This is a genomic window from Plantibacter auratus (assembly GCF_050587365.1).
Classification (GTDB): domain Bacteria; phylum Actinomycetota; class Actinomycetes; order Actinomycetales; family Microbacteriaceae; genus Plantibacter; species Plantibacter auratus.
Map to the genome: position 1 here is coordinate 1,390,047 of NZ_JBOBFV010000001.1, position 25,092 is coordinate 1,415,138.

26 protein-coding genes and 3 tRNA genes are annotated in these 25,092 nt (G+C 68.7%); 8 read left to right on the plus strand and 21 right to left on the minus strand.

What is annotated here, in order from left to right; translation table 11 throughout:
- Positions 1-35: 35 nt before the first annotated feature.
- The 5 genes from ACQ3HE_RS06475 to lysS form a co-directional block, all read right to left on the minus strand.
- Entirely contained in the window at positions 36-3,551 is a 3,516-nt protein-coding gene (locus ACQ3HE_RS06475) for an SdrD B-like domain-containing protein (protein WP_430891743.1), read from the minus strand.
- A 196-nt stretch (positions 3,552-3,747) separates the two neighbouring features.
- Positions 3,748-5,217 (minus strand): cardiolipin synthase, encoded by a 1,470-nt coding sequence (gene cls, locus ACQ3HE_RS06480; RefSeq protein ID WP_137242235.1) that lies wholly within the window; start codon positions 5,215-5,217, stop codon positions 3,748-3,750.
- Positions 5,218-5,295: 78 nt separating this feature from the next.
- Positions 5,296-5,493: a hypothetical protein gene (locus ACQ3HE_RS06485; RefSeq protein ID WP_430891744.1), complete on the minus strand. Its 198-nt coding sequence runs from the start codon at positions 5,491-5,493 to the stop codon at positions 5,296-5,298.
- 100 nt (positions 5,494-5,593) lie between these two features.
- Positions 5,594-5,740, minus strand: a complete 147-nt coding sequence (locus ACQ3HE_RS06490; protein WP_153303387.1) for a hypothetical protein — start codon at positions 5,738-5,740, stop codon at positions 5,594-5,596.
- Between the two features lie 41 nt (positions 5,741-5,781).
- Positions 5,782-7,302, minus strand: coding sequence for a lysine--tRNA ligase (lysS, locus tag ACQ3HE_RS06495; protein WP_430891745.1), 1,521 nt, complete (start codon positions 7,300-7,302; stop codon positions 5,782-5,784).
- 217 nt (positions 7,303-7,519) lie between these two features.
- On the opposite strand from lysS, the gene ACQ3HE_RS06500 reads away from it, so the two are divergent.
- The gene (locus tag ACQ3HE_RS06500) at positions 7,520-8,017 is read left to right on the plus strand and encodes a DoxX family protein (protein WP_430891746.1); all 498 of its coding nucleotides are present in this window, start codon (positions 7,520-7,522) and stop codon (positions 8,015-8,017) included.
- 71 nt (positions 8,018-8,088) lie between these two features.
- Here the strand turns inward: ACQ3HE_RS06500 and ACQ3HE_RS06505 are convergent, their stop codons facing one another.
- From ACQ3HE_RS06505 to tilS, 11 genes are all read right to left on the minus strand, one after another.
- On the minus strand, positions 8,089-8,802 hold the full coding sequence (locus tag ACQ3HE_RS06505) for a Rossmann-like and DUF2520 domain-containing protein (protein WP_079705162.1): 714 nt from the start codon (positions 8,800-8,802) through the stop codon (positions 8,089-8,091).
- Positions 8,799-10,619, minus strand: a complete 1,821-nt coding sequence (locus ACQ3HE_RS06510) for a PH domain-containing protein (RefSeq protein WP_430891747.1) — start codon at positions 10,617-10,619, stop codon at positions 8,799-8,801. Before ACQ3HE_RS06510 ends, ACQ3HE_RS06505 begins: the two co-directional genes overlap by 4 nt.
- On the minus strand, positions 10,616-11,230 hold the full coding sequence (locus ACQ3HE_RS06515) for a PH domain-containing protein (RefSeq protein ID WP_374190802.1): 615 nt from the start codon (positions 11,228-11,230) through the stop codon (positions 10,616-10,618). The genes ACQ3HE_RS06510 and ACQ3HE_RS06515 overlap by 4 nt, the downstream gene beginning before the upstream one ends.
- Positions 11,187-11,666, minus strand: a complete 480-nt coding sequence (locus ACQ3HE_RS06520) for a DUF3180 domain-containing protein (protein WP_079001580.1) — start codon at positions 11,664-11,666, stop codon at positions 11,187-11,189. Before ACQ3HE_RS06520 ends, ACQ3HE_RS06515 begins: the two co-directional genes overlap by 44 nt.
- Entirely contained in the window at positions 11,663-12,223 is a 561-nt protein-coding gene (folK, locus tag ACQ3HE_RS06525; RefSeq protein WP_202939480.1) for a 2-amino-4-hydroxy-6-hydroxymethyldihydropteridine diphosphokinase, read from the minus strand. Before folK ends, ACQ3HE_RS06520 begins: the two co-directional genes overlap by 4 nt.
- Positions 12,223-12,612 (minus strand): dihydroneopterin aldolase, encoded by a 390-nt coding sequence (gene folB, locus ACQ3HE_RS06530; protein ID WP_079705157.1) that lies wholly within the window; start codon positions 12,610-12,612, stop codon positions 12,223-12,225. Before folB ends, folK begins: the two co-directional genes overlap by 1 nt.
- Positions 12,605-13,408 (minus strand): dihydropteroate synthase, encoded by an 804-nt coding sequence (gene folP / locus ACQ3HE_RS06535; protein WP_430891748.1) that lies wholly within the window; start codon positions 13,406-13,408, stop codon positions 12,605-12,607. The genes folB and folP overlap by 8 nt, the downstream gene beginning before the upstream one ends.
- Before the next feature lie 4 nt (positions 13,409-13,412).
- Positions 13,413-14,075: a GTP cyclohydrolase I FolE gene (gene folE / locus ACQ3HE_RS06540; RefSeq protein ID WP_079705155.1), complete on the minus strand. Its 663-nt coding sequence runs from the start codon at positions 14,073-14,075 to the stop codon at positions 13,413-13,415.
- 5 nt (positions 14,076-14,080) lie between these two features.
- Positions 14,081-16,105, minus strand: a complete 2,025-nt coding sequence (ftsH, locus tag ACQ3HE_RS06545) for an ATP-dependent zinc metalloprotease FtsH (protein ID WP_430891749.1) — start codon at positions 16,103-16,105, stop codon at positions 14,081-14,083.
- Between the two features lie 154 nt (positions 16,106-16,259).
- The gene (gene hpt, locus ACQ3HE_RS06550; protein WP_064294334.1) at positions 16,260-16,811 is read right to left on the minus strand and encodes a hypoxanthine phosphoribosyltransferase; all 552 of its coding nucleotides are present in this window, start codon (positions 16,809-16,811) and stop codon (positions 16,260-16,262) included.
- 63 nt (positions 16,812-16,874) lie between these two features.
- Positions 16,875-17,882 (minus strand): tRNA lysidine(34) synthetase TilS, encoded by a 1,008-nt coding sequence (gene tilS / locus ACQ3HE_RS06555; protein ID WP_430891750.1) that lies wholly within the window; start codon positions 17,880-17,882, stop codon positions 16,875-16,877.
- A gap of 129 nt (positions 17,883-18,011) precedes the next feature.
- On the opposite strand from tilS, the gene ACQ3HE_RS06560 reads away from it, so the two are divergent.
- On the plus strand, positions 18,012-18,503 hold the full coding sequence (locus tag ACQ3HE_RS06560) for an inorganic diphosphatase (protein ID WP_064294335.1): 492 nt from the start codon (positions 18,012-18,014) through the stop codon (positions 18,501-18,503).
- Between the two features lie 87 nt (positions 18,504-18,590).
- Here ACQ3HE_RS06560 and ACQ3HE_RS06565 read toward each other — a convergent pair whose 3' ends face one another.
- On the minus strand, positions 18,591-19,886 hold the full coding sequence (locus ACQ3HE_RS06565) for a peptidoglycan DD-metalloendopeptidase family protein (RefSeq protein ID WP_430891751.1): 1,296 nt from the start codon (positions 19,884-19,886) through the stop codon (positions 18,591-18,593).
- 291 nt (positions 19,887-20,177) lie between these two features.
- Here ACQ3HE_RS06565 and ACQ3HE_RS06570 point away from each other — a divergent pair.
- From ACQ3HE_RS06570 to ACQ3HE_RS06595, 6 genes are all read left to right on the plus strand, one after another.
- Positions 20,178-20,253 (plus strand) — tRNA-Glu (locus ACQ3HE_RS06570).
- Between the two features lie 117 nt (positions 20,254-20,370).
- Positions 20,371-20,444: transfer RNA gene (locus tag ACQ3HE_RS06575), tRNA-Asp, on the plus strand.
- Between the two features lie 78 nt (positions 20,445-20,522).
- Positions 20,523-20,595: transfer RNA gene (locus ACQ3HE_RS06580), tRNA-Phe, on the plus strand.
- Between the two features lie 181 nt (positions 20,596-20,776).
- Positions 20,777-21,184, plus strand: coding sequence for a hypothetical protein (locus ACQ3HE_RS06585; protein ID WP_430891753.1), 408 nt, complete (start codon positions 20,777-20,779; stop codon positions 21,182-21,184).
- On the plus strand, positions 21,154-21,471 hold the full coding sequence (locus tag ACQ3HE_RS06590; RefSeq protein ID WP_430891755.1) for a hypothetical protein: 318 nt from the start codon (positions 21,154-21,156) through the stop codon (positions 21,469-21,471). Before ACQ3HE_RS06585 ends, ACQ3HE_RS06590 begins: the two co-directional genes overlap by 31 nt.
- Positions 21,472-21,508: 37 nt before the next feature.
- Entirely contained in the window at positions 21,509-22,192 is a 684-nt protein-coding gene (locus tag ACQ3HE_RS06595; RefSeq protein WP_430891757.1) for an SGNH/GDSL hydrolase family protein, read from the plus strand.
- 56 nt (positions 22,193-22,248) lie between these two features.
- On the opposite strand, the gene ACQ3HE_RS06600 is transcribed toward ACQ3HE_RS06595, so the two are convergent.
- The 4 genes from ACQ3HE_RS06600 to ACQ3HE_RS06615 form a co-directional block, all read right to left on the minus strand.
- A complete protein-coding gene (locus tag ACQ3HE_RS06600) occupies positions 22,249-23,787 on the minus strand; it encodes a polysaccharide deacetylase family protein (protein WP_430891758.1) in 1,539 nt (512 codons plus the stop codon).
- Between the two features lie 33 nt (positions 23,788-23,820).
- Positions 23,821-24,156: a hypothetical protein gene (locus ACQ3HE_RS06605; RefSeq protein WP_430891760.1), complete on the minus strand. Its 336-nt coding sequence runs from the start codon at positions 24,154-24,156 to the stop codon at positions 23,821-23,823.
- Positions 24,157-24,262: 106 nt separating this feature from the next.
- The gene (locus tag ACQ3HE_RS06610) at positions 24,263-24,634 is read right to left on the minus strand and encodes a hypothetical protein (RefSeq protein WP_430891762.1); all 372 of its coding nucleotides are present in this window, start codon (positions 24,632-24,634) and stop codon (positions 24,263-24,265) included.
- Positions 24,631-25,083 carry a hypothetical protein gene (locus tag ACQ3HE_RS06615; RefSeq protein WP_430891764.1) on the minus strand — a complete coding sequence of 151 codons (453 nt, stop codon included), beginning with the start codon at positions 25,081-25,083 and terminating at the stop codon, positions 24,631-24,633. The genes ACQ3HE_RS06610 and ACQ3HE_RS06615 overlap by 4 nt, the downstream gene beginning before the upstream one ends.
- Positions 25,084-25,092: the final 9 nt, after the last annotated feature.

Here is a 25,092-nt window from a genome sequence, read left to right on the forward strand (position 1 = left end):
GGGACCTCGATCCCGCGGCCCGACTCACGGCCTCGTCACTCGGTCGTGACCGGGCCGTCCGTCGGCTGCTCCGGTGCGACGAGGCGTCGCGTCCGCCGCAGCGCGAGGACGAGCAGACCGGCGACGACGAGCAGGCCGGCCGCGAGGAGCGCGCCGGTCGTGAGCCCGGCGCCGGTGACGGCGAGCGGACTCGCGGTGTCCCGGCCGGTCGTGGCCTCCGGCGCACCCGGCGTCGCGCCCGGTCCCTCCGGAGCCGGGCCGGTCCCGGGCTCGGTCGCGATGAGACCGCCGTTCCAACGGAGGTCCTCTCCGTCGGCTCCACTCGGCGACGGGTCCGCGATCACGATGTCCGCCATGACCCACTCCGCCGGGTCGATCGCGGAGTTCCGGAGATCGTCGTCGCCGACCCGAGGCGACGTGGCGTCGGCCATCAGGTCGTCTGGGAGTCGCACGTCGATCCGGTAGGCACCGGAACGGAGCGCCTCGAACCGGTACTGCCCGTCGGCGTCGGTCGTGACAGTCCGGGTGACCGGCTCCCCGCGCTTGTCGGTGCCGGTCAGTTCGAGCTCGACGTCTGCGACACCAGGCCCCGGCGTCCCGTCGAGCCCGTCGTCGTCGAGCCCGTTCGCGTCGAGATCCCACCAGATGCGTTCGCCGAGCGCCGAGCTCACCAGCTGAGCCGCGACCTGAGGCGATTGTGCGCCGAGCGATTGCGTCGCGGAGTGCACGACGGCGTCGTTCACGAACCGGGCGTCGACCGCGGCACCGGTGGTCGTCAGCTCGTAGTCGACGACCACCGGCGCGAACGGCGCGAGCTCGGCGACGGTGGCCTCGATCGCGGTCGCCTCTGCGATGGACGCCGGGCACCCGGTCATGCCGAATTCGTCCGCCGCGCACCACCGCGCTCCGTCCGGCAGGGTGCCGAAGCCGTCGTCGACGACGGGGTCGACGTTGCTCGCGACCGCATCACCGGGGGCCGCCGTGTAGCGGAGGTCCGCTCCGTCCGACGAGGCCGGACCCGCCAGGACGCCCTGCCCGGTCGATCCACGTTCGTCGCCCGGGTACGGGAGGACGTCGATCATCCGCACCTCGCGCTGCACGGCCCCGGCGCTCATGTTCCCGAAGACGACGTCGACCTCGACCGCGTCGCCGAACTCGACGACGGACCGGGCCACGTGCTTGTCGATCTGCAGTCCGGATGGGGTGGTGACCACCATCGACTGCCAGGAGTAGTGGGAGTCGAGTCGTCCTGGCTCCGCGGGGAAGTCCGTCAGGGACCCCGGGTCGTCCGGACTCGCGACGATCGCACGATTGAGGAACTGTCCGACGGAGAACCGGTCCGAGACCGCGGTGTAGGCGATCACCGGCTCGGCTCCCTGTCGGATCCGCCCGAGGTCCCAGGTGAGGAGCGTGCTGCCGTCCGCCTGCTGGACCACGGTCGTGGCCGCCGGGGTCGCCGAACCCTCGTCGAAGAGGAATCCGGCCGGCAGGGAGTCCGTGACCGTCACGGCGTCGGCTCGATCGGCCACCCCGTCGGGGGTGATGATCTGCGGACGCACCTCGAAGGTGATGGGTGAGCCAGCCGCGATCGGTGCCGGCGCGCCAGGCGCGACCTCCGGCGAGGTGGCCCGCTTGTTGAGCGTGACCGCCGCGTTCGCGGCGACCAGCTGATCGCCACGGGGGTACTGTGCGTTGCCCTCGGCCGCGCGGTACCGGCCGTGCCACCATCCGTCCTCGACCCAGGCGGTCGCCGACTCCCGGTCCGGACCGTTGCCGGAGGACTTGATGCTGTAGGTCTCGGTGATCATGGTGCCCACGTCGAGGCCCTGTTCGGCCTGCAGTTGCACCCATAGGGTCACGCTCGTGCGGGGAGGGAGCTCGCCGTCGACGGGACGAAGACGGACCTTCGTGATGTCGTCGGTGTCGACGAGTGACGGGTCGGAGATCCACGTGTCGTCGGCGTCGTCGCAGGTGGTCGCATCCATCTGCGCCTGGCGGGTCTCGGTGTCGGCCGCGGCGTCGACGCTGGGCGTCGTCCCGTACTCGACGATCACGGCTCCGGCGGTTGAGCGGAACTCCGCAGGGTCTCCACCGCCGGGACGCTCACCGACCTGCTGGGTGGCCGGGTCGAACACCGCGCAGAGCACGGCGCCGGTCAGGGGGCTCGTCGTGGTGTTGTTCCAGGCGACGGTCTGCTCGAACCGCTGGCCGCCGGCGACAGGCCCGTCGCCGGAGCCCGCCGTGCTCTGTCCGGGCACCATGCGGTTGTCGGTCCGGCGGTCCGAGTACCGGCTCGCGTGGTCTCCGCCGCCGGTGCGCTGCGCGATGGTCGCCGTGGCGCCGTTGTCCGCCAGCGGCTCCGGAGCGTTCGGCAGAGGCGTCCCGTCCGAGGCGACACCCGTCACGCGGAGATCGGCGAGGTCCAGCCGCACGGGCAGGGCGCCGTTCGCCGGGACGTCGTCCTCGGGCACGAACACGCCGAATCGTCCAATGGCGAGGTAGCCCTGCGCCGTGATCGCGGAACCGGAAGCGGACCGCGAGGGGATGTGGTCGCCGCTCAGGTCGGCCCCACTGACCGTGACGAGGACGGAACGGCCGTCGGCTGCCGGCTCGCAGGTCCAGGTCCCGGAATCCGAGACCGCGTCGTCGCCTCCGCCCGCCGCCTTCGGGAAGACCGCGGAGTCGAAGGCCCCGGTGAGACAGCTCTGCGGCACTGGCCTCCCCTCAGGGTTGACGGTCGCGAGCCGCGCGCCGGCTGGATACCCGTTGAGATCGATGACGAAGGTGACGTCGCCCACGACGTTCCCGGATCCGCGAGCGCCGCGTCCCTCATCGGTGCCGAAATCGGTGATCGAGAGGTAGGTGTCGTGTGCGATGTACCAACCCACGGTGCCGTCCTGCTCCTGCACGCCGTCGACGACCGGCCCCCGTCGGACGCCGACGTTGACGCGCGGGCCGCTGCTCACCACCAGATCCGGTGCGGTCGTGCTGGCCCGGATCTCGGACCCGTCGGCGGCTTCGGCGGCGATGATCTCGATACCGTCCTGCGGCGCGCTGATGACGGTGCCGTTCGCCGGCGCGGTGGTGAGCATCGCAGTGAGCTCGATGGCGCTCACGGAGTTCGGGAGGACGTCGGAGCGGACGCAGTCGAGGACGGCGCGGTCGGGACTGACCGTCGATCCGGCGACGCAGTACCCCGGCAACTGATCGACGGTGGGCCACTGCAACCCTTCGGGCAGCCGCTGTCGGACGACAACCCGGTTGTCGCGGGCGGCCCCGCGCAGCTGCGCCTCGATCGTGTATGTCACGGCGTCGTGGGACCGCAGCACCGCGTCGTCGGGTGAGACGTCGAGCCCCGGACCGGGCGCCTGATCGAAGGGAACACTCCCGGTGGCGGTCCGCTGCAGCGAGGTGTTGAGGCCGAGCGCCTGGGTCGCGGCGGCAGCGGGAGTCGAGGTGGTGTCCGGTGCCGTGACCGGCAACATGGCGCCGCCGGTGACGGCGACGACGGACAGGGCGCCGAGCGCCCTGCGGAAGAGGATGGTGTTCACGTGGGTCCGACCTTCTGGAGGAGAGGGGGCCGTCACACGATACACAAATTGGTCGACTGATATGTGGAATACGCAAGAATCCCGACGATGTAAGACGGGTGTTGGGGCCGGGTCATGTGCGATGGACCGGCGGAGGAGGGCGTCCGCGGCGCGGACGGCTCCTTCGGTCGGATCGCCCGGCCGCGGGCGCCAGCGTCTACTGCAACGCGGACGTCAATCTGGCGAGGTTGTCGAGCACCGTCGACCGGAGGGGCTGCTTCAACCATTCCGCGAGCGTCAGTTCCTTGCTGATCTCCCGGTACCCGTCCTCGACGCCGCGCATCTCCTGGACGAACTCGCGCCCGCGGACCATGAGCGAGACCTCCAGGTTGAGACCGAAGGAACGCATGTCCATGTTGCTCGACCCGATGACGGCGACGTCGTCGTCGATCGTGAAGTGCTTCGCGTGGAGGATGTACGGCGCCGGGTACTGGAAGATCCGCACGCCGGCTCGCAGGAGCGCCTCGTAGTAGGAGCGCTGCGCGTGCCAGACCATCGCCTGGTCGCCGATCTCCGAGACGAACAGGTCGACCGGCACACCACGCTGGACCGCCGTCGTGACCGCTGCGAGCAACGACTCGTCAGGCACGAAGTACGGACTCGTGATGACGATGCGCCGCTGCGCCGCGTAGATGAGCGTGAGGAACAGCTTGAGGTTGTTGTCGCCGTCGAACCCCGGCCCGCTCGGCACGACCTGCAGTTCGAGGTCCCCAACCGGTCGGGCCTCGAGCAGGCCGACCTCGTGGGAGAGCACGTCGCCCGTCTCGCTGTACCAGTCGCTCAGGAAGATCGTGTTGATCCCCGCGACCCCGGGGCCCTCCACCCGTGTCATGAGCTCCTGCCACTGGAGACCCCGCTTGATGTTGCCCGGCTTGTTGTAACTCCGGTCGATCATGTTCTGCGAGCCCATGAACGCGACCGCGCCGTCGACGATCACCATCTTGCGGTGGTTCCGGAGGTCGGGACGTTGGAACTTGCCCTTGAACGGTTGGAGCGGCAGCATGAGCGCCCACTGGGCACCCATCGCGGTGAGGCGTTTCAGCGTGTGCTTGTAGTCGGGGGTCCGCCAGCTCGCGAAATGGTCGAGCAGCACCCGGACCGTGACGCCGCGAGCCACCGCGCGCTCGAGCGCGTCGAAGAACGGCTTCGTCGTGCGGTCGCAAGTGAGGATGTAGAACTCGACGTGCACGAACTGCTCGGCACGGTCGACCTCGTCGGCCATGGCGTGGAGCGAGGCCTCGTAGTCGCCGATGAGACTCGCGGTGTTCCCGCCCTGCAGCGGCATCGACCCGAGGTTGCGGTTGAGCGTCACGACGGACCGGAACCAGGCCGGCGCGTTCGAGGTCAGGTTCGCCTTGACGAGGTCGCGGGTCGTCTGGCGGATGTAGACGTTGATGTCGTACTGCTTCCGCCGGCGCACCCGTGGGAGTTTCGGGTTGCCGATGAGGAGGAAGGCGATGACACCGACGTACGGGATGAGGAAGATCGCGAGCAGCCAGGCCATCCCCGCGGTCGGGCGCCGGTTGCGCGGGACGACGATCACCGCGATGACACGGATGATGAAGTCCAGGACGAGGGCCGTGATGCCCAGCCAGTTCCAGGAGAACTCGATCGTCATGTCGCCCATCCGCTCAGCTGCCGAGGCTCCAGCCTACTGACCATGCCGGACAGCTGTGGGGCGACATCGCCACGTGATACGGGCGGGTCAGACCTCGCGAGGGCTGGAGGGCTCGACCGGCGGGAGACCGAGCTTCGCGCGCTGCTCCGCCTCGACCTGCGCGTACGCCTTGCGCTCGTTGCGGTCGGACCGCAGGATGGCGCGCATGACGACCCAGAAGATGATGCCGACGACCACGGTGGGCAGCAGCGACCAGAGCGCGTTGAGCCAGTAGTCTTCGATCACTCGTCAATCGTACCGCCCTTCGACAGGCTCAGGGACCGGAGGGTTCGCTCAGGGACCGGAACGAAGTGGTGGCGCGATCCCGAACGGGCGCGCAGCCGGCTCAGGAGCCTCCGGCGAGGGCGCCCCACAAGCCGCTGACGACGAGGTACAGGCCGATCCCGCCGACCACGATCCAGATGGTGATGCGCGCCGTCGTCGGCCCCTGTTTCTTCGGGTCCTGGTGGTCGCCGGGGTCCATCATGCTCATCGTCGCGCCTGACTGTCGGTGGTCGTGCTGCCGGGTGGCCGCTACTTGACCAGGGGGAAGAGGATCGTCTCGCGGATGCCGAGACCGGTCAGCGCCATGAGGAGTCGGTCGATGCCCATCCCCATGCCTCCGGACGGCGGCATCCCGAACTCGAGCGCCCGCAGGAACTCCTCGTCGAGACGCATGGCCTCGACGTCGCCCTGTGCGGCGAGCTTCGCCTGCTCGATGAAGCGTTCGCGCTGCACGACCGGGTCGACGAGCTCGGAGTAGCCGGTGGCGAGCTCGAAGCCGCGGACGTAGAGGTCCCACTTCTCGACCGCGCCATCGATGGAGCGGTGAGCGCGCACGAGCGGGCTCGTGTCGACCGGGAAGTCCATGACGAAGGTCGGGCGCTCGAGGCCACCCTTGACGAAGTGCTCCCACAGCTCCTCGACGTACTTGCCGTGGATGGGGTGCGGGACCTCGACGCCCTCACGCTCGGCCAGCGCCTTGAGTTCCTCGATCGGCGTCTGCGGTGTGATCTCCACTCTCGCGGCGGCCGACAGGCTCTCGAACATCGAGATGCGGTCCCACTCGCCACCGAGGTCGAACTCCGTGCCGTCGGCCCAGGTGACGACGTGGCTCCCGCTCGTCGCGAGCGCGGCGTTCTGGATCAGGGTCTGTGTGAGGTCGGCCATGGTGCCGTAGTCGCCGTAGGCCTCGTACGCCTCGAGCATGGCGAACTCGGGGCTGTGCGTGGAGTCGGCGCCCTCGTTGCGGAAGTTGCGGTTGATCTCGTAGACGTGGTCGATGCCGCCGACGACGGCGCGCTTCAGGTACAGCTCGGGCGCGATGCGCAGGTAGAGCTCGGTGTCGAACGCGTTCGAGTGGGTGACGAAGGGGCGGGCCGAGGCTCCACCGTGCATGACCTGGAGCATCGGCGTCTCGACCTCGACGAAGTCGCGCTCCGTGAAGGTCTGGCGGAGGCTGGCCACCGTCTTGGCCCGGTCGAGCACGTTCTTGCGCGCCTGGTCGCGGGCGATGAGGTCGAGGTACCGGCTGCGGACCCGCGTCTCCTCGTTCAGCTCGTTGTGGAGGTTCGGCAGGGGCAGGATCGCCTTCGCCGCGATGGTCCACTCGGCCACCATGATCGACAGTTCGCCGCGGCGGCTGGAGATGACCTCGCCGGAGACGAAGACGTGGTCGCCGAGGTCGACGAGTTCCTTCCAAGCGGCGAGCTGTTCGTCGCCGACGCTGGCGAGGCTCACCATCGCCTGGATGCGGCTGCCGTCGCCCGACTGCAGGCTGGCGAAGCAGAGCTTGCCGGTGTTGCGCAGGTGCACGACGCGGCCTGCGACGCCGACCGTGACGCCCGTCGCCTCGTCGGGCTGGAGCTCACCGAAGCGGGCGCGCACCGCCGGGATCGTGTCGGTGATGGGGAGGGTGACGGGGTAGGCGCCACCGGCACCCGACGTCGCCTCGTCGATGAGGCGCTGGCGCTTCGCGAGCCGGACGGCCTTCTGCTCGGAGAGCTCTGCCTGCTCTGCTGCGTCGTCGATCGGCTCTGGCGTCGTGTCAGTCATGCGGTGGGATTCTCCTCGTGCGGTCACTGGAGTTTACCGGGGACCGTGCAGGCCGCGCGCACGGCCGGCTTCCTATGAGCCGGCTATCGACGGCCTGACAAGGGTCTGCGAACAACCATTCGGAGGACACCGCCGGGTACCCGGGCCGTGCTTGGCTCGAAGGACAGGAGTCCCGATCGGGGGCACCGACGCCGGAAACGAACTCGAAAGGCTCGTCATGACGACGCTCTCCGACCACCAGCACACCGACCACCGTGACGCCACCACCGTCCCACCGGTCCCGGCCTCCCCCGCCGCGCCGCGCGGACAGGCGGGGATCGACGCCGGTCTCCTCCTCCTGCGCCTGGCCCTCGGCGTGGTCTTCATCGCGCACGGGCTCCAGAAGTTCCTCGTCGACTCCATCCCGGGCGTCGCCTCCGGGTTCGCCGGGCTGGGCATCCCGGCTCCAGAGGTCGCGGCGGTCGTCGTCGCCGGTCTCGAGGTGGTCGGTGGCCTGCTGCTCATCGTCGGCCTCGGCACGCGCATCGTGGGCGCCCTGCTCGCGGTGACGATGGCCGTGGCGATGGTGCTCGTGCACCTGCCGGCGGGGTTCTACGCCGCCGACGGTGGCTTCGAGTACGTCATGCTGCTCGCGCTCGCGTCGCTCGCGCTCACGCTCGCCGGCCCGGGCCGACTCGCCGTGGACGCGCTGATCCGTCGCCGCCGCAGCCGCTGACACGGGTCCGCTGACTCGGATCCGCCCGCCTGCCCGGACTCGGGTGGGCGGGCGGCGGTCCGTCCACCCGGCTAGAGCAGCTCGTCGACGTCGGGCGTGGTCGCCCCGCGCAGCGCCTCGTCGACCGACGACCGCACGAGCGACGACAGGAAGCCGCCGGCGTTCTCCACGCCGATCTCCTGGAGCAGAGCCGTCGACTGCTGCACGACCGCGCGGGAGAAGCTCGCGGCCGTCTCCACCGCTTCGGCGTAGGCCGCACGATCGGCCTCGGCGATGATCACGGGCTCCGCGCCCATCTCGACCACGAGCGCCTGCCCGATCGGTTGGACGGGGGCCGGTGCGGTCACGGCGAACGACGTCTCGTGGAGCCGGGCGAGGTCGAGGCTCGTCCCGGTGAACACCATCGCGGGGTGCAACGCCAACGGGATGGCGCCGGCGCGCGCGGCCGGAGCGAGCACGGCTGTCCCGAACCGAGCCGAGGTGTGCGCGACGAGCTGACCCGGCTGCCACGCACCGACCGCCGCGAGCCCTTCGACCAACGACGCGAGTTGCGCATCGGGTACGGCGATGACGACGAGTTCGCTCCGCTCGACCACCTCGGTCGGATCGAGCACCGGCACATCCGGCAACAGCGCGTTCGCCCGTTCGAGGCTCTCCTCCGACACCGCGGTGATGCCGACGATCGCGTGTCCGGCTCCCCCGAGCGCCGCTCCGATGACCGGGCCGACGCGACCACTCCCGATGATCCCGACGCCGAGCCTGGCGCTCCGTCGTTCCGCGCTCACGTGGTCCTCCGGTCCTGGTCGGTCGTCGGGAGCGGCACGGACGGTGCCGGGCTCTGCTCCTGCCACGGCTCGGTGTCCGCCTGCGTCGTCGGCTGGGTATCCGACTGCGCCACCGGCTCATCGAGGTAGGGCGCCGTCGCCTGCGCCTCGGACGGCTGGTGCTCGGGGTCGAAGCTCGCCCACCGGTGACTGCGGTCGGTCGACTGCGCGACCACGATCGCCGCCGACGCCGCGTCGAACATCCGCACCGCCTCGTCGCGGGCCATGGCCGGGAGCTTGGCGATCACCGGGCCAGGGACCGTGTGCGCGGTCGCGGAGGCGAGGTCGAGCGCGCGCAGGAGCGGCCCCTGGTCGACCCGGATGCTCTGCAGGCGTGCGAGCGGGAGGATGTGGAGTTTGCGCCAGACCACCCCCTGCCGGAACAGCAGCATCCCGTCGCGCAGGGCGTAGCCGGTACGACGCCACGAGAACCAGTTGATCCATCGCGAGCGGCGGGGCGAACCCACGAAACCGACGCCGTCGCGCGTGGCGAGGGCCGACTGCACGGGCGCCCAGGCGCTGCCGTCGATGCGGCCCGCGAGCATCAACTCCACGACCTGGGCGGCGTCCACGAGCGACCCGACCGGCAACACCGTGTTGCTCGTCGCACCCCGAGCAGCCTGCTCCAGTGACAGGCCGGCCTTGTTGATCCGGACCCGCCACCAGCCGAACGGGCGCCAGATGATGGGCTGTGACACCTCGATCGCGTGGATCCGTCCGGGCGGGACGGTGTCGTTCGTCGTCGAGAAGAGCCCGAAGCCGATGCGGACGCCCGAGGGCGTCGCGGCGATGCTGTAGCGCAGCGACTTCGTCACGCTCGACCAGACGAAGGCCCCGAGACTCAGCACCATCGGGACGAGCCAGAACCAGGCCCAGTCCAGCCCGTTGACGAGGAGCACGACGCCGGCCACGACCGAGATCAGGACGATCACGGTGAACGGGCTGAGCAGCGTGGACCCGACCAGGCGTCCGAGCGTCAGGCGCACGACGGAGTCCGGCACCGCCTCGTCCGGGTCGAGTTCGGGCGAGATGAAGTCGTCGACGCGCTCGGTGACGAACCGGGACACCCCGCCGGCACCGTCGGGCGCCGATTGCGGCGGCAGGACCGGGTCGACCGGGTCGCCGGCTGCGGTGGTCTGCCGGCGTTCGGCGAGCTTCACCCCGCTCGCGAGCGTGAGGACGTCCCGGCGGAGGCCGTCGGCGTCGGCACCGTACAGGTACTCGAGTTTGACGTTCGCGTCCTGGCCAGCGACGCTCACGTTGATGCGCGAGGCCCCGATGAGCCTGGCGAGGAGCGGCTTCTCGATGGAGACGCCCTGGATGCGGTCGAGCTTGGCTTTGCGGTTCGTGCGGAACAGGATCCCGCTCCGCACCTCCACCGCCTCGTCGGTGACCCGGAAGGTGTGCATGCGCCATGAGAACCAGAACACTGCGATGACCACGATGAGCCCGACGGCGATCGCGAGGAGCACCCACCCGACGAAACCGTGGTTGAGGATGTAGTCGATCGGGTCGGTCGGCTGCTCCATCCCCGGGGCGGGGATGAAGAACTCGATGAGGCGCTCGCGGAGGTTCGCGATGACGATGCCGAGGATGGCGACGAACGCGATCCCGCCTCGGAGCAACGGCGTCGCCGGATGCAGCCGGTGCCACTGCCCGTCGACGAGACTCTGTCCGGCCACCCGTGGGACGATCGCCTCGGCCGTCGGCTTCACCCGAGGACCCGCGGCCGGAGCTTCGAACCGCTCCGGCGGTCCTGCCGCCTGGTGCTCGCTCACAGTCCGGTCCGCCGGCTCTCCGCCACGGCGACCAGATGGTCGCGCAGCCCCTCGGCTTCGGCTTCCGGCAACCCGTTGATCACCACTCCGGTCGAGGCGGAGGCGGTCACGAACTTGAGGTCGGCGAGGCCGAACGCCCGCGAGAGGGGTCCGCGGTTGATGTCGACGAGCTGCATGCGCCCGTACGGCACGGCGACGAAGCGCTGCCACATGATCCCCCGGCGGAACAACAGATCGTCCGCGCGCAGCTGATACCCGATCGATCGGATGCGGCGCGGGATGAACGCGGCGGCGATCAGGGAGATCACGGCGAAGGCGGCGAACGGCCACCAGATCCAGGTCCAGTCCCAGACGAGCGCGACGAAGACCACGGCCGCCGTGACGAGCACGAGGCCGGCGCCCTCGGAGATGAACTCGACGGCGATGAGCTTGCGACTCACGCGGCGCCACTCGGCATCAGGCAGTTCGAGCCGCTTGCCGCTCTGCTCCGCGGGGCCGGCGTGGACCGTCTCCGGCGACGACAGCTCCTCCAGCGGCGTCTCGATCAGCGGCCGTTCAGCGGGCTGATCAGGTGTGGGACGGGGCTCCCCCGGGTGCGGCGTCGTCATCATCATCCTTCGGAACGGTGCAGAACCACTCGGCCACCAAGGCGGCGACGACGAGTGCGACGGATCCCACGATGGACGCGATCACCAGCCACAACGAGCCTATCGCGGGCAGGATCGGGCGGGTCAGGACGAAGAGCAGGATCCCGACGGTCGCCCCGGCCACCAGGGAGCCGGCATGGCTCGAGGCCTTCGCGAGCGCGGCGACCCGCATGGCGCGGAACGGATCGATCCGCCGGGTGGCGCGACCGGTCGTGCTGCGGCGGATCGGCCAGGACAGGGCGATGAGGATGATCGCGACCGCCACGAGCGAGACCGCGAGGGTGACGGGCGGGATGATCGACGCGCGTCCACCGGAGACCATCGCGACTTCGACGAGGAAGCCGACGACGACGCCCACCCCGGCGAGGACGATGAGCGGTGTCGCGGTGGTGCGGGTCACGGCTGCGTGCCGTCGTCCGGGACCACGGAGCCGTCCTTGGCGGCCGCGAGGGTGTCGAGGCGGCCGACGCCGGGCAGCGTCGCGTCGGGGTCGAGGAGCAGCCAGGGCACGACGACGAACCCGCGCTCGGCGGCTCGCGGGTGCGGGACCGTCAGGCGTTCGTCGTCGATCGTCTCGTCGTCGTAGGCGATGAGGTCGAGGTCGAGCGTCCGATCGCCCCAGCGCTCCTCGCGGACGCGGCCGTGCGCGAGTTCGATCCGCTGGAGTTCGTCGAGGAGCGCGTGCGGCTGGAGGCGGGTGCGGACGGCCGCGACACCATTGAGGTAGGCGGGAGCCGACTCGTCGACGCCGGACAGCTTGACGGCCGCGCTCGAGACGAGCGGCGACGGCCGCACCTCGAGCACCCCGTCGACGGCGGCGAGGTCGTCCACCGCCTGTGCGATCGTCGCGCGGCGGTCCCCCAGGTTGGCCCCGATGGCCACGACGGCCCAGACGGCGCGCGGCTTCGGTGGTCCGGGCCGACGGGCTGGGTCGTGGATCGGTGTGCGCGAGACCATCAGACGGCCCGCCCGGCCTGCGTGCGGTCGGCCTGGGTGCGCTCGATCGTCACCGCCACGTCCGCGAAGGGCACCGTGATGGGGGCGCTCGGCTTGTGCACGGTGACCCGGACCGCCTCCGCGCGCTCGTTCGCGAGCACCACGTCGGCGATGCGCTCGGCCACCGTTTCAATGAGGTCGACCGGGTCGCGCTCCACGGCCGCGACGACCGCCTCGGCGAGCTCGCCGTAATGCATGGTCGCGCCGAGCTCGTCGCCGCCGGCGGCCGGGCGGAGGTCCAGCGACACGGTGACGTCGATGACGAACTCCTGTCCGGCCTCGCGCTCGAAGTCGAAGACGCCGTGGTGCGCGAACGCACGCAGGCCCGTGAGGGTGATCGAATCAGTCATCGGCTCCACCTTGCCATGCATCGAGGGTATCGAGAGCGAGTCTGGTTGCGGCGACGTCGTGGACGCGCACACCCCAGGCTCCGGCCTGCGCGGCCAGCACGCTCACCACGGCGCTCGGCAGGTCGCGCGCCTCCATCGGGGCGTCCTCGGGGAGGAGCGCTCCGATGAACCGCTTGCGGGACGCACCCACCAGCACCGGGTACCCGAGCTCGCGCAGCAGGTCGAGTCGGGCGAGGATGCGCCAGTTGTGCTCGGCGTGCTTGGAGAACCCCAGGCCGGGATCGACGACGATCCGGCCGGGGTCGACGCCCTGACCGCGGAGGGTCGTCACCCGGTCGTCGAGTTCCCGAGCGACGTCGACCGCCGCGTCGGTGTAGATGGCGCGGCTCGCCATGTCGGCCGAGTGCCCGCGCCAATGGCTGATGACGCAATCGAGACCGGACGCCGCCATGACGCCCGGCATGCGATCGTCGGCGAGGCCACCGGAGACGTCGTTGATGATCGAGGCACCGGCATCGGCCGCGGCACGGGCGGTCTCCGCGTTCATCGTGTCGATACTCACTCGCGCACCAGCGGCGGCCAGTGCGGCGATGACAGGTGCGACCCGGTGCTGCTCCTCGCGGGTGTCGACCCGGGCGGCACCGGGCCGGGTCGATTCGCCGCCGACGTCGATGATGGTCGCGCCGGCCGCGATGAGCTCGAGCCCGTGGGCGACGGCGTCGTCGACGTCCAGGTACCGGCCGCCGTCGCTGAACGAGTCGGGTGTGACGTTGACGACGCCCATGATCTGGAACATGCGATCAACCCGCCTGGTCGGCGGACGCGCCGATCAGGACCATCAGCTCGGCCCGTGCAGCCGGATCGGCCAGGGCTCCACGGCTGGCGATGGTGACGGTGGTGCTCGTCAGCTGGCGTGACCCGCGCATCGAGACGCAGCCGTGTGCGGCCTGGAGCACGACGAGGACGCCGCGGGGCGCGAGCCGTTCGACGAGGGTGTCGGCGATCTGCTCGCTGAGGCGCTCCTGGACCTGTGGGCGCGAGGCGAGTGTGTCGACGAGCTTCGGCAGGGCACCGAGTCCGATGACGAGTTCGTCGGGCAGGTAGGCGATGTGCGCCGTGCCGAGGAACGGGAGCAGGTGGTGCTCGCAGACGGAACGGAAGGCGATGTCGCGGACGAGCACGACGTCGCTGGTCGCGCCCTCCTCGATCGGGATGGGGCGCGCCAGGTGCACACCGGCGTCCTGACCGACGCCACCGAAGAACTCGGCGTACGCATCGGCGACACGCGTCGGGGTGTCGGCGAGGCCGTCGCGGGAGGGGTCCTCGCCGATCGCCTCGAGGATCTCGAGGACCGCTGCGGCGATCCGCTCGCGGTCCACGGACGACCGCGAGGCCGAGCCCTGATCGGGCTCGGCCTGCGCGGCTGCGACCGCGTCGTCCGCGGTGTGCTCGCCGTGGGTCATGCGGGCTAGGCGGTCGCCGGTCGCGGCTTCGTCGCGCGGGTGCGCTTGGGCTTCACGGGAGCCTCGGGCTCGGGCTCGGGCTCCGAGCTCACACCGCCGTCTGCCGCACCGGAGTCGATGGGTGCGGTGAAGGACGCGGAACCGACGGCCGAACCCGACCCGACGGGACGCTTCTTGCTGGACAGCCAGACGGGGCGCGGCGGGAGCTTCTTGACGTCCTTGAAGATCTCGGCCAGCTGGTTGTGGTCGAGGGTCTCCTTCTCCATCAGCTCGGCGGCGAGGCGGTCGAGCACGGCCCGGTTGGTCGTGATGACCTGCCAGGCTTCGTCGTGTGCGGCCTCGATGAGCTCGCGGACCTGGGCGTCGACCCGCTGCGCGATCTCCTCCGAGTAGTCGCGCTGGTGACCCATGTCGCGGCCGAGGAACATCTCGCCCGAGGACTGCCCGAGCTTGACGGCACCGACGTCGGTGGTCATGCCGTACTCGGTGACCATCTTGCGAGCGATGCCCGTGGCCTTCTCGATGTCGTTCGACGCACCCGTGGTCGGGTCGTGGAACACGAGCTCCTCAGCGACGCGGCCGCCCATCGCGTAGGCGAGCTGGTCGAGCAGCTCGTTGCGCGTGACGGAGTACTTGTCTTCGAGGGGCAGGACCATCGTGTAGCCGAGGGCACGGCCGCGCGGGAGGATCGTGACCTTCGTGACCGGGTCGGTGTTGTTCATCGCCGCCGCAGCGAGCGCGTGCCCGCCCTCGTGGTAGGCGGTGATGAGCTTCTCCTGCTCGCGCATGACGCGCGTGCGGCGCTGCGGGCCGGCGATGACGCGGTCGATGGCCTCGTCGAGAGCGCGGTTGTCGATCAGCTGGGCGTTGGAGCGCGCCGTGAGCAGCGCGGCCTCGTTGAGGACGTTGGCGAGGTCGGCACCGGTGAAGCCGGGCGACTTGCGGGCGACGACCTCGAGGTCGACGCTCGCGGCGAGCGGCTTGCCCTTGCCGTGCACCTCGAGGATCTTCTTTCGGCCGGCGAGGTCGGGGGCGTCGACGCCGATCTGGCGGTCGAAGCGGCCCGGGCGCAGCAGCGCGGGGTCGAGGATGTCGGGGCGGTTGGTCGCGGCGATCAGGATGACGTTCGTCTTGACGTCGAAGCCGTCCATCTCGACGAGGAGCTGGTTGAGGGTCTGCTCGCGCTCGTCGTGACCGCCGCCCATGCCGGCACCACGGTGACGACCGACGGCGTCGATCTCGTCGACGAAGATGATCGCGGGCGAGTTCTCCTTGGCCTGCTGGAAGAGGTCGCGGACGCGGCTCGCACCGACACCGACGAACATCTCGACGAAGTCGGAACCGGAGATCGAGTAGAACGGCACGCCGGCTTCACCGGCGACGGCGCGGGCGAGGAGCGTCTTGCCCGTTCCGGGAGGGCCGTACAGCAGGACGCCCTTCGGGATGCGCGCACCGACGGCCTGGAACTTCGCGGGCTCCTTGAGGAAGTCCTTGATCTCCTCGAGCTCCTCGATCGCCTCGTCGGCACCGGCGACGTCGTCGAAGGTCACCTTCGGCGACTCCTTCGAGACGAGCTTCGCCTTCGACTTGCCGAACTGCATGACCTTGTTGCCGCCGCCCTGCATGCCGGAGAGCATCAGCCAGAAGAAGACACCGATGAGGAGCAGCGGGAGGAGGAGTCCGAGCATCGACAGGAGCCAGCTCGGCTGGGGAACCTTGTCGTTGTAGCCACCGGACGGGTCTGCGGCGTCGACGGCCTCGACCACGTCGGCCGCACGGGCGCCGACGTAGTAGAACTGCACCTGCTTGCCGAACTCGTCGTCCGCCTTCGTCAGCGTGAGGTCGACTCGCTGGTCGCCGTCGGTGATGACGGCCTCCTTGACCTGACCCTTCTCGAGGAAGGCGAGCCCCTCTTGCGTGGAGACCTCACGGAAGCCGTTCATGCTCATCAGGCTGATGCCGATCCAGAAGACCAGGGCGGCGATGATGAGGTACGGGATGGGACCCTTGAAGAGACGCTTGACGTTCATAAGTTGAGAGGCCGGGGCTGGCCCGTTCCCTTTCTGCAGGAGGGGTCGACGGGCGGAGCCGCGTCGGAAATCAGGCTACCCCCTCGCCGCTGGATGCCTCCCCTGTGTTTGCCGTGGGCTTAACGGGGGTGCGGTGTGAGGTCGGTGGAGTGGTTCAGGCGTAGACGTGCGGGGCGAGGACGCCGACGTCGCGGAGGTTACGGTACTTCTCGTCGAAGTCGAGACCGTACCCGACGACGAAGTCGTTCGGGATGTCGAAACCGACGTACTTGCACTCGACGTGCACCTTGGCGGCCTCGGGCTTGCGGAGGAGCGCGCAGACCTCGATGGACGCGGCTCCGCGCGAGGCGAAGTTCTCGAGGAGCCAGGAGAGCGTGAGGCCGGAGTCGATGATGTCCTCGACGATCAGGACGTGGCGGCCCGTGAGGTCGGCGTCGAGGTCCTTGCGGATCTGGACGACACCGCTCGACTTCGTGCCGGCGCCGTACGAGCTGACGGCCATCCAGTCCATCGAGAGCGGGATGCGGAGTTCGCGCGCGAGGTCGGCCATGACCATGACCGCACCCTTCAGCACGCCGACGAGCAGGACGTCCTTCCCGGCGTAGTCGGTCTCGATCTGCCGGGCGAGTTCGGCGAGCTTGTCGCGGATCTCCTGCTCGGTGACGAGGATGGTCGTGAGGTCGTCGGAAATGTCGCTCTGCTCCATGCGTCGAGTGTATGCGAGATGACCCGGACGCCCGTGCGCCTCCTGCTCGGGGAGCCCCGGTGGTCAGCGGGCCGCGAAGACGATGCGTCCCGCGTGCCGGGACGCCGTCAGGCCGGGCAGGTCGATCGGACCCTGGCCCACCCAATCGGTGACGAGCCGCGCGACCTCGATCGTCTGCGACCTCGTGAGCGAGACGCCGAACTCGCTCTGCACGATGTACCGGATGATCCGCTGGCGGAGTGCCGCCGGATTGGCGGCGAGTGCCCCGGCACTGACGGAGATCCCGGCCTCGGCGTGCTCGACGAGCTCCTCGATGGTCTCCTCGATCATCTCCTCGAACGCTTCCGCGTCCTCCCGGGCGGCGTCGGCGGTGCGGGCGAGGGCCTCGGCGATCCCCGGCCCGAGCTCCGCCTCGAGCACCGGCAGGACCCGTTCCCGGACCCGGACCCGCGCGTAGGCGTCGTCGGTGTTGTGCGGGTCGTGCCACGGTTCGAGTCCTTCGGCAGCGCACGCCTCGCGGGTCTGGGAACGCCGGATCCCGAGCAGCGGTCGGAGGAGCGCACCGGAGACGGGCGCCATCCCCTGGAGGCTGCCGGTTCCGGACCCGCGAGCGAGGCCGAGGAGCACGGTCTCCGCCTGGTCGTCGAGGGTGTGCGCGAGCAGCACCAGGGACGCGCCGACCTCGACTCGTGCGGCGTCGAGTGCGGTGTACCGGGCCGCCCGTGCCGCGGCCTCCGGTCCGCCCTCGGAACCCACCTCGACGACCCGGACGAGGACGGGGTCGAGTCCGAGGGCACGCGCCTGGTCCGCGGCACGCGCCGCGACGTCGGCTGAACCCGGTTGCAGTCCGTGGTCGACGATCACGGCACCGGCCCGCAGGCCGAGCTTTCCGGCTTCGAACGCGGTCGCGGCGGCGAGCGCGAGCGAGTCGGCGCCACCGCTCAGTGCGACGAGCAGGTCGGCACCGGCGACGTCACGCGACGCCGTGGGCGCCGTGCCCGCGATCGCGTCGCGCACCGCCTTCCGGAGGGCGGCGACGGACGGGTGGAGCGGGGGTCGGACGTCGTTCACGCGGACCACGCTATTGCACCGCGACGAGCGCCTCCCCACACCGTTCGCTCCGGGACGCATCGGTTATGGTTGGTCCTCGTCGGCGACCGCGCCGACTCAACGTCATCCAACCGCGCAAGGAGCAGGCTTATGGCCGAGTACGACGCCGTCATCGAGATCCCGCGGGGCAGCCGCAACAAGTACGAGATCGACCACGAGACCGGTCGGGTCTTCCTGGACCGCGTCCTGTTCACGAGCTTCGTCTACCCCGCCGACTACGGCTTCTTCGAGAACACCCTCGGCGAGGACGGCGACCCGGTCGACGTCCTGGTCCTGCTCGACTTCCCGACCTTCCCGGGCGTCGGCATCAAGGTCCGCCCCGTCGGCGTCCTGCACATGACGGACGACGGCGGCGGCGACGACAAGGTCATCGCCGTGCAGTACAAGGACCCGCGCTGGTCGCACATCCAGGACCTGAACGACATCCCGCAGGCGACGCGCGACGAGATCGAGCACTTCTTCGTCCACTACAAGGACACCGAGCCCGGCAAGTGGGCGCGGATCGACGGCTGGGGCGACGCCGCTGCGGCCGAGAAGATCATCCTCGCGGGCTTCGACAAGCTCAAGGCGGAGGGGCACTGACCCCCTGCGGACCTCCGCACACCGCATGACGAAGCGGCCGGCACCCTCGGGTGCCGGCCGCTTCGTCGTGCGGGTCGCTGCACTCGATCAGCCGAGCGGCGCCCCGCGGTCGGCCATGAACGGCTGCGCGTCGATCGCACTGCCGTTGATGCGGACCTCGAAGTGCAGGTGGCAGCCGGTGGAGGCACCGGTCGTGCCGACGTAGGCGATGACCTGTCCGGCGGAGACCTGGTAGCCGACGCCGACCTGGATGCCACCGTTCACGATGTGCGCGTAGCCGGTCGAGACGCCGGAGCCGTGGTCGATGAGGATGAAGTTGCCGTAGGTGCCGTACCAACCGGCGTAGGTCACGGTGCCGGAGGTCGCCGCGTAGATCGGGATCCCGCAGCCGCCCGCGATGTCGGTGCCGCGGTGGAAGCTGCCTGAGCTGCCGCCGCCCGTGGAGATCGGATCGCGGTAGCCGTAGGTGCCCGAGATGCTGCCGGAGGCCGGGATCGCCCAGCCCTGGCTGCTGAGCTGACCGCCGTCGGCGCTCTCGCCACGCGCCGCCGCTGCCGCAGCCTCGGCGGCCTTCCGCGCGGCCTCACCCGCTTCGAACTCCTTGACCGTCTTCGCCGTCGTGTCCTGCAACGCGGTCAGCTGCGCGTTGAGCGTGACGATCAGCTCCTGGTTCTTCTCGAGCTTCGCCGCCGCCGCGGACGCCGCCGCCTGTGCGGCCTCCATGGCCGCCTGCGCCGCCTGCCGGAGCGACTCGCGCTCGTCGCGGGCGACACCGGCCTGTTCACCGAGCGCAGCCGCGGTGTTGCGTGCGGCGACCGCCTGCTCGTAGACGCCGTTGCTGTGCTCGGCGACCTGGTTCATGTTGCCGAGCTTCGACAGGAGGTCGGTCGCGCCCTTGCTCTCGCCGTCGAGGAAGAGGCTCAGGCTGAGGTCGGCGCCGCCGGAGCGGTAGAGCTGCGAGGCGACCCGGCCGGCCTGCTTCGTCGCGGTGTCGGCCTCGGCCGTCTTGGCATCGGCCTGCGACTGGATCGCGGTGGCTCGGGCGTCGGCCTCGAAGAAGGCCTCCTCAGCGGCCTGGAACTCCGTACCGCGCTTCTCGGCCTCGTCCTGGGCGACCTGCAGCTCGTCCTGCAACTGGACGATGAAGTTCTTGATGTTCGTGACCTCGGCGGCCTTGGCGGCCTCATTGCCCTTCGCGGCCTGGACGTCGTCCCACGAGGGGTAGTCGGCTGCCGACGCCGGGCCGGCGACACCGAAGGAGCCGACGATCGCGAGCGACATGACGATGGCGGCGGTGAGGCGTCCTCGCCACCGCACGGAGGACGCCGATCCGGCGTTGGTCGTCCGGCTTCGGCGCCAAGCGCCGGCAAGCTTCTTGCTCATGAAGTAGGGGCCCATCTCGGTTCGCTGCAGTCACATCGGTCACATCGGTACCACTGTCCACGCTAGCCCGACGGGGGTCGGGACCGGCTGTGGACACTCCCGTCGGCCGCGGCATCCGGGAGTGGTCCACGCCAGAGGCTAACCCCGGCCGGGGGCCGTGGAGTGGTCATTCGGCGCCTGTCGTCACATCCGGCATGGAGCGCAGATCGCTGCTTTGCGAAGTCGATTTTGGATTCGGGGGTTTCATCCGTATGCTTGTCGCTCGGTAGTCATGAAGCTTCAGGGCTTCGCGGCCCTATCGTTTAGCGGCCTAGGACACCGCCCTTTCACGGCGGCAGCACGGGTTCGAATCCCGTTGGGGTCACCACCGACTACTGGAAAAACAGCCGCTCGGATTCAGGTATAGTGAGTCTGCGCGACTGCGAGAAGCACCGAGTAACGCCAGCATCACCGCAGTTCGCATCACCAGCAATTCAACATGTATGGCCCTGTAGCGCAGTTGGTTAGCGTGCCGCCCTGTCACGGCGGAGGTCGCGGGTTCAAGTCCCGTCAGGGTCGCAAAAGGTCGGAAGCCCTCTCGCAAGGGAGGGCTTCTGCTTTTGAGACATCGTCGCCATTCGTGCAGCTGATGTACTCGGCTCTGTAGCTCAGTTGGTAGAGCGCACGACTGAAAATCGTGAGGTCACGGGATCGACGCCCGTCGGAGCCACTGGCCCCACTCCCTAGCTTCTACATGGGATGTGGGGCCTCCTTCATTCTCCCAGATGAACCGGCAAAAAGCGTCTGGTGTAGCCGTATGTGTAGCCGATTCGAAAAACCCCCTCACGATCCGTAGACCGTGAGGGGTTTCCCCGTGTTGCGTGTCGGGGGTGCGTGGTTATGCTTCGGGGATGACGAACTACCTCGCGCAGCCACCAGCACAGAAGCGTCGCGTCCGGTGGTGGTGGATCGCGGCACCAGTTGCCGCAGCGCTCCTCTCAACGTCCGTCATCTTTGGTGCGATCACGCTCATCCCGAACGACACGAAGACGGCAACCGAGAAGTGCAAGGCAGATGTGCTCGAGCAGTTGAAGTCACCATCGACAGCGAACTTCGCGGACGTGGACCGTATGTCCGAGGAGGATGAGCGCGAGTTCGTCCGGGACCTCCCCATTCGAGACGGCGAGAACCCAGTGTTTGTGATCGAGGGGGCTGTGGACTCTCAGAACAGCTTCGGTGCCGTTGTCCGGTCGACGTTCACCTGTAGGGCGCAGAAGTTCGGCCCGGTGTGGACGACGAACACGGCACTATCGGAGTGACCGGTCGTCCGAAGCCGATCCGTTACGACCAGGACACATGGTTGGTGATGCGCAACGACCCGGTGAATCCGAAGGCGATCATCGAACGCCGCCGTGACGGTGCCGGTGAGGATGTGTTCTTCGTCTCGCGTTGGAACGTTGACCCGGGTGCGCGTGTCCTCATGGGGACGAAAGGGTCCTTGGTGGAAGCGGATGAGTTCGTCCGTTACGACCTGCCGACGAAGCGCGACGGGCGGGATGGGCCGCCGAACGGGATCGACGGCGACGGGGTACAGCGACGGCGGTAAGCAAGGCACCTGACCAACTGCGTCTAGGATGACGATCATGCAGCGTCGCCGGCTCCTCATCGCGTCTATCGCGTCCACCGCTCTCGTCTTGGGCGGAGGAGCCGCCTACGCGATCCTGCCGAAGCACTTTGCCCGGATCGCGGCATGCGAGTCCATCCGGGCAGTGATCGACGAACGCGGCGATGTCGTGCACGCACAGGACGGTGGAACGCACGTGTTCGTGCTCGGAGACTCCTACACCTCAGGTGACACCCTCGAAGAGCGCACCGACGCATGGGTCTACCAGCTGCCAGCTAGCCTCGACTGGTCCATCGATTTCAGTGGCGTCGGCATGACCGGCTTCACGAACGGCGGCTACTGCGAAGACGGATCCTACCCCGACCGCCTCGCGTCGCTCACGATCCCGGAAGCTTCTCTGTTCGTGATCGAGGGCGGCTTGAACGACACCGCCGTGTCGGAAGAGGAGCTGCGCGCCGGCCTAGCGGACACGCTGCGCGCAGTCCCGGCAGGCATGCCGGTCGTCATCATCGGCCCGGTCGCCGCTCCCAACTCCCCGAACGCTCCGAAGGTCGACCGAATTCTCGCCGATGAAGCCACAGAGCTCGGGGCTACCTACGTGAGCGCGATCAACTGGGATCTCGAGTTCGGTCCCGACGGCCTCCACCTCACGCCCGCCGGTCACTCGGCGTACGCTCGGCAGCTTTCCGCGGCGCTCGCGTAACGCAGAAAAAGCCCCCTCTCGCGCCGGTCGGAACCGGTACGAGAGGGGACTTCTGACTAGAGGGCGCCAGTGCGTTTCAGGAGTTCGTTGAAAGTCATGATCGGCACGCCTTGTGCGACACAGGCATCAACTGCGGCTTGGAAGTTCGCGATCGTGTAGTCGGTCCCGACCGGACCCGAGCTGACGAGACGGTGAATGACGAACACCGCGACACCCTTGCTCGCCTTGGCCTTCGCAACGTTGTTCGAGAGTGTCGCGTCTCCGACTCCCTTGATGCGCATCGCGTTGGTGAAGGTGGCCGGTTGTATGCCGGTCGCTGTGCCTCGAGCGATCGACCAGTAACGGCGGCCGACGGTCTCCGCGAGCAGGTCCGAGTCTCCGTTCGGCCAGGCGAAGTTGTCCGCGGTGAACCCGAGCGCTGCGGTGGTCGACTTCAGGTAGTCGTACTTCGAGATGAGCTGAGCCTCCGTGAGACCGGCAAACCCCGCGGTGTGCTCGGCGGTGTCCTTGGCGTGCGCGCCGATCTCCCAACCGGAGAGATCCCGCATGGCCTTGAGCTGCGCCGCCGAGAGCCCCCCGCCTCCGATGGAAGAGAGGATCGGGAACGCCACCCCGGGCGCACCAATGCGGTCGAGGTACGGCTTCGCGACTGTCCAGTGCGTCGGGTCTGCATCATCGAAGGTGAAGATCGCAGCGCCGTTCGGCAGAGCAGCCGGATCGGCGACGCCGCCTACACTGTTGATCTGCACCGTCGCCGGTGTCGCGTTCTTATCGGTGAAGTACACGCGAGCGAGCTGGATCGTTCCCCACGACGGCGACCCAGACCCGACGGTGAAGTCCGACCGGGCGATGTCGAGGACGATCCACTCACCGACCTTCGAGAACCGCTGTGTGTCGCGTGCAGCGAGCTCTGCGAGGTTGGCCTTGAAGTAGTTCGTCATCGCCGTGTCGCCGAGGTAGATGCTCAGCTCATTCATATTCGTGTAGTCCGGCACCTTGAAGATGATGCGGGGCGTGAGCGCGGTGAAGTCTGTCACGGCCGTCGCGATCTGCCAGAACCGGTAGCTGCCGGTTCCGCCGGACGTCAGCCGCACGGAGGAAGAACCGACAGCGAAGTCGGAAGTGTCGGTCGCGTTAATCGTCCCAGTCCCCGATGCCGCGGTTCCCGTCGCGAGGACGGTCGTCGTCGCCTGAGTTCGCCGGACCAGCGGCCGGACCACCGACCCGGCTGTGGCGAAGACCTGGGCCAGGCTGGCCTCTGAGAGACGGCCGTTGATCGTGGTTTGGATCGGCGATACGGCCGCCGCGGCTGCAGAAGTTGCCACGCCTTCCGCAATACCCTCAACCGCCTCGATCGCGTTCGCGTCTGTCTGGATGACGTTGACGACCGCTGCCGCAGTCGGGACCGTGTTAGGGCCAGCAGGACCAGTGAAGTCCCCGAGAGGAATCTCCTCCTCGTTGTCCTTGATGAGGAACACGCTGCCATCATCAACACGCGCGTCGACAACGGTCTGTGGGTTGAAGGGCAGCGCGTCCTTGACGCTATCGGGCAGCTCCTTCGTTTCGGAGTCGACGGATACGAGATAGTTGACCATGCTGCCCCCTTCAAGGGATACGAGTGGTGGGGGTTAGACGGTGGGCTTGCTGGTGTCTGCATGACGGCCGGAGCCCTGCACAACAGCAGTCGCACCAGTCGGACGCCAGATGCCGTAGTGGATGCCCACCGCGACGATGAACGACGTGAACGCGAGCACCACACCAGTGCCCAGGTCATACGCGGTGCCGGATGTCAGCGAGGACAGGAACTCCGTGCCGAGACCCGTGATCGCCGCCAGGGCTGCGAGGAGAACTGCCTTCAACGCCGGATCGGTGACAACCTTCGTCACCAGGCCAACGATCAGCGGGAGAACCGTTGACACCAGAAGGCCAACGATGAGAACAGGGGGAACGCCGAACGTGATCATGAAGGGTTGTCTCCTATATCGGTGTGTCTTTTAAGTGGGTAAGCTCGCGCTCACCCTCCTGCAGGGGGTCAGGACTTCGGGGTGGTAACAACACTCCGAAGTCCGCTCAGTCAGAGTGCAGATCCTCGATCTCGAGCTGCGTCATGTCCTCAGCGGACGGCATCGGCATCTGACCCTGACGGCCATTCCGATCCCACGTGATCAGCTGCCGGAAGAACCGGCGGATGATCGCGTTCGTGGACTTCTTCCACTCCTTGAACGCGTCAAGCTCCGCCTGAACAGGCTGCAACGCGATCGCGATGCGCTTGTCCACGTACTCGGCGAGCTCAATGTTGTTGTCGAACAGCTGCGACCCGGCGTCCACCTGGTTGCGGGTCTCAGCGGTGCGGTTGGAACGCTTGCTGTTGATGTACACGCCCAGCCCGAGGAGCGCTGTGACGATGAGGCCGGCAGCGGAGATCATCTCCGCGCCGGTCACTTCCGCACCGCCTTGCTCTTACGCAGCTGAATGCCAAGGTCGAGGACGCGCCAGATGGGGAGCACGACCAGCGCGGACATGAGTCCCGCGGTGGCTTGCGAGCCGGGTACCTCGAAGCTGCGTGCCGTCAGCACTGCCACGTACGAACCGACCAGGCCGATGAGGACGAGCTTCGCCCCCAGCTCAAGCCTCCCCAACTTCGGGAACGACACCCCCACCAGACAGGCCAGCGATGTCAACGCGATCGCACCAGACCAGAACGCCGCGTACGTGGTGTTTGTCGCATCCGTCACAGACCCCACCCCGCGTGCGAACCCGACCACCCCGAAGTACAGGAAGATGAGGTTACCCACCGGGAGGACGACCCGGAAGATCCCACGGAACCGCCAATCCTCAGGCCGGATATTGCCCGACGCCCAGATGGACGCGGCGAAGAGACGATTGAACATGAACCCTCC

Bases quoted from the DNA above. Each gene is read 5' to 3' on its own strand.
- cls (WP_137242235.1), bottom strand. From the start codon at position 5,217: ATGGGCGACATGACGATCGAGTTCTCCTGGAACTGGCTGGGCATCACG.
- ACQ3HE_RS06490 (WP_153303387.1), bottom strand. From the start codon at position 5,740: ATGAGCATGATGGACCCCGGCGACCACCAGGACCCGAAGAAACAGGGG.
- lysS (WP_430891745.1), bottom strand. From the start codon at position 7,302: ATGACTGACACGACGCCAGAGCCGATCGACGACGCAGCAGAGCAGGCA.
- ACQ3HE_RS06500 (WP_430891746.1), top strand. From the start codon at position 7,520: ATGACGACGCTCTCCGACCACCAGCACACCGACCACCGTGACGCCACC.
- ACQ3HE_RS06515 (WP_374190802.1), bottom strand. From the start codon at position 11,230: ATGATGACGACGCCGCACCCGGGGGAGCCCCGTCCCACACCTGATCAG.
- folK (WP_202939480.1), bottom strand. From the start codon at position 12,223: ATGGTCTCGCGCACACCGATCCACGACCCAGCCCGTCGGCCCGGACCA.
- folB (WP_079705157.1), bottom strand. From the start codon at position 12,612: ATGACTGATTCGATCACCCTCACGGGCCTGCGTGCGTTCGCGCACCAC.
- folP (WP_430891748.1), bottom strand. From the start codon at position 13,408: ATGTTCCAGATCATGGGCGTCGTCAACGTCACACCCGACTCGTTCAGC.
- folE (WP_079705155.1), bottom strand. From the start codon at position 14,075: ATGACCCACGGCGAGCACACCGCGGACGACGCGGTCGCAGCCGCGCAG.
- ftsH (WP_430891749.1), bottom strand. From the start codon at position 16,105: ATGAACGTCAAGCGTCTCTTCAAGGGTCCCATCCCGTACCTCATCATC.
- hpt (WP_064294334.1), bottom strand. From the start codon at position 16,811: ATGGAGCAGAGCGACATTTCCGACGACCTCACGACCATCCTCGTCACC.
- ACQ3HE_RS06560 (WP_064294335.1), top strand. From the start codon at position 18,012: ATGGCCGAGTACGACGCCGTCATCGAGATCCCGCGGGGCAGCCGCAAC.
- ACQ3HE_RS06565 (WP_430891751.1), bottom strand. From the start codon at position 19,886: ATGAGCAAGAAGCTTGCCGGCGCTTGGCGCCGAAGCCGGACGACCAAC.
- ACQ3HE_RS06585 (WP_430891753.1), top strand. From the start codon at position 20,777: ATGACGAACTACCTCGCGCAGCCACCAGCACAGAAGCGTCGCGTCCGG.
- ACQ3HE_RS06595 (WP_430891757.1), top strand. From the start codon at position 21,509: ATGCAGCGTCGCCGGCTCCTCATCGCGTCTATCGCGTCCACCGCTCTC.
- ACQ3HE_RS06600 (WP_430891758.1), bottom strand. From the start codon at position 23,787: ATGGTCAACTATCTCGTATCCGTCGACTCCGAAACGAAGGAGCTGCCC.
- ACQ3HE_RS06605 (WP_430891760.1), bottom strand. From the start codon at position 24,156: ATGATCACGTTCGGCGTTCCCCCTGTTCTCATCGTTGGCCTTCTGGTG.
- ACQ3HE_RS06615 (WP_430891764.1), bottom strand. From the start codon at position 25,083: ATGTTCAATCGTCTCTTCGCCGCGTCCATCTGGGCGTCGGGCAATATC.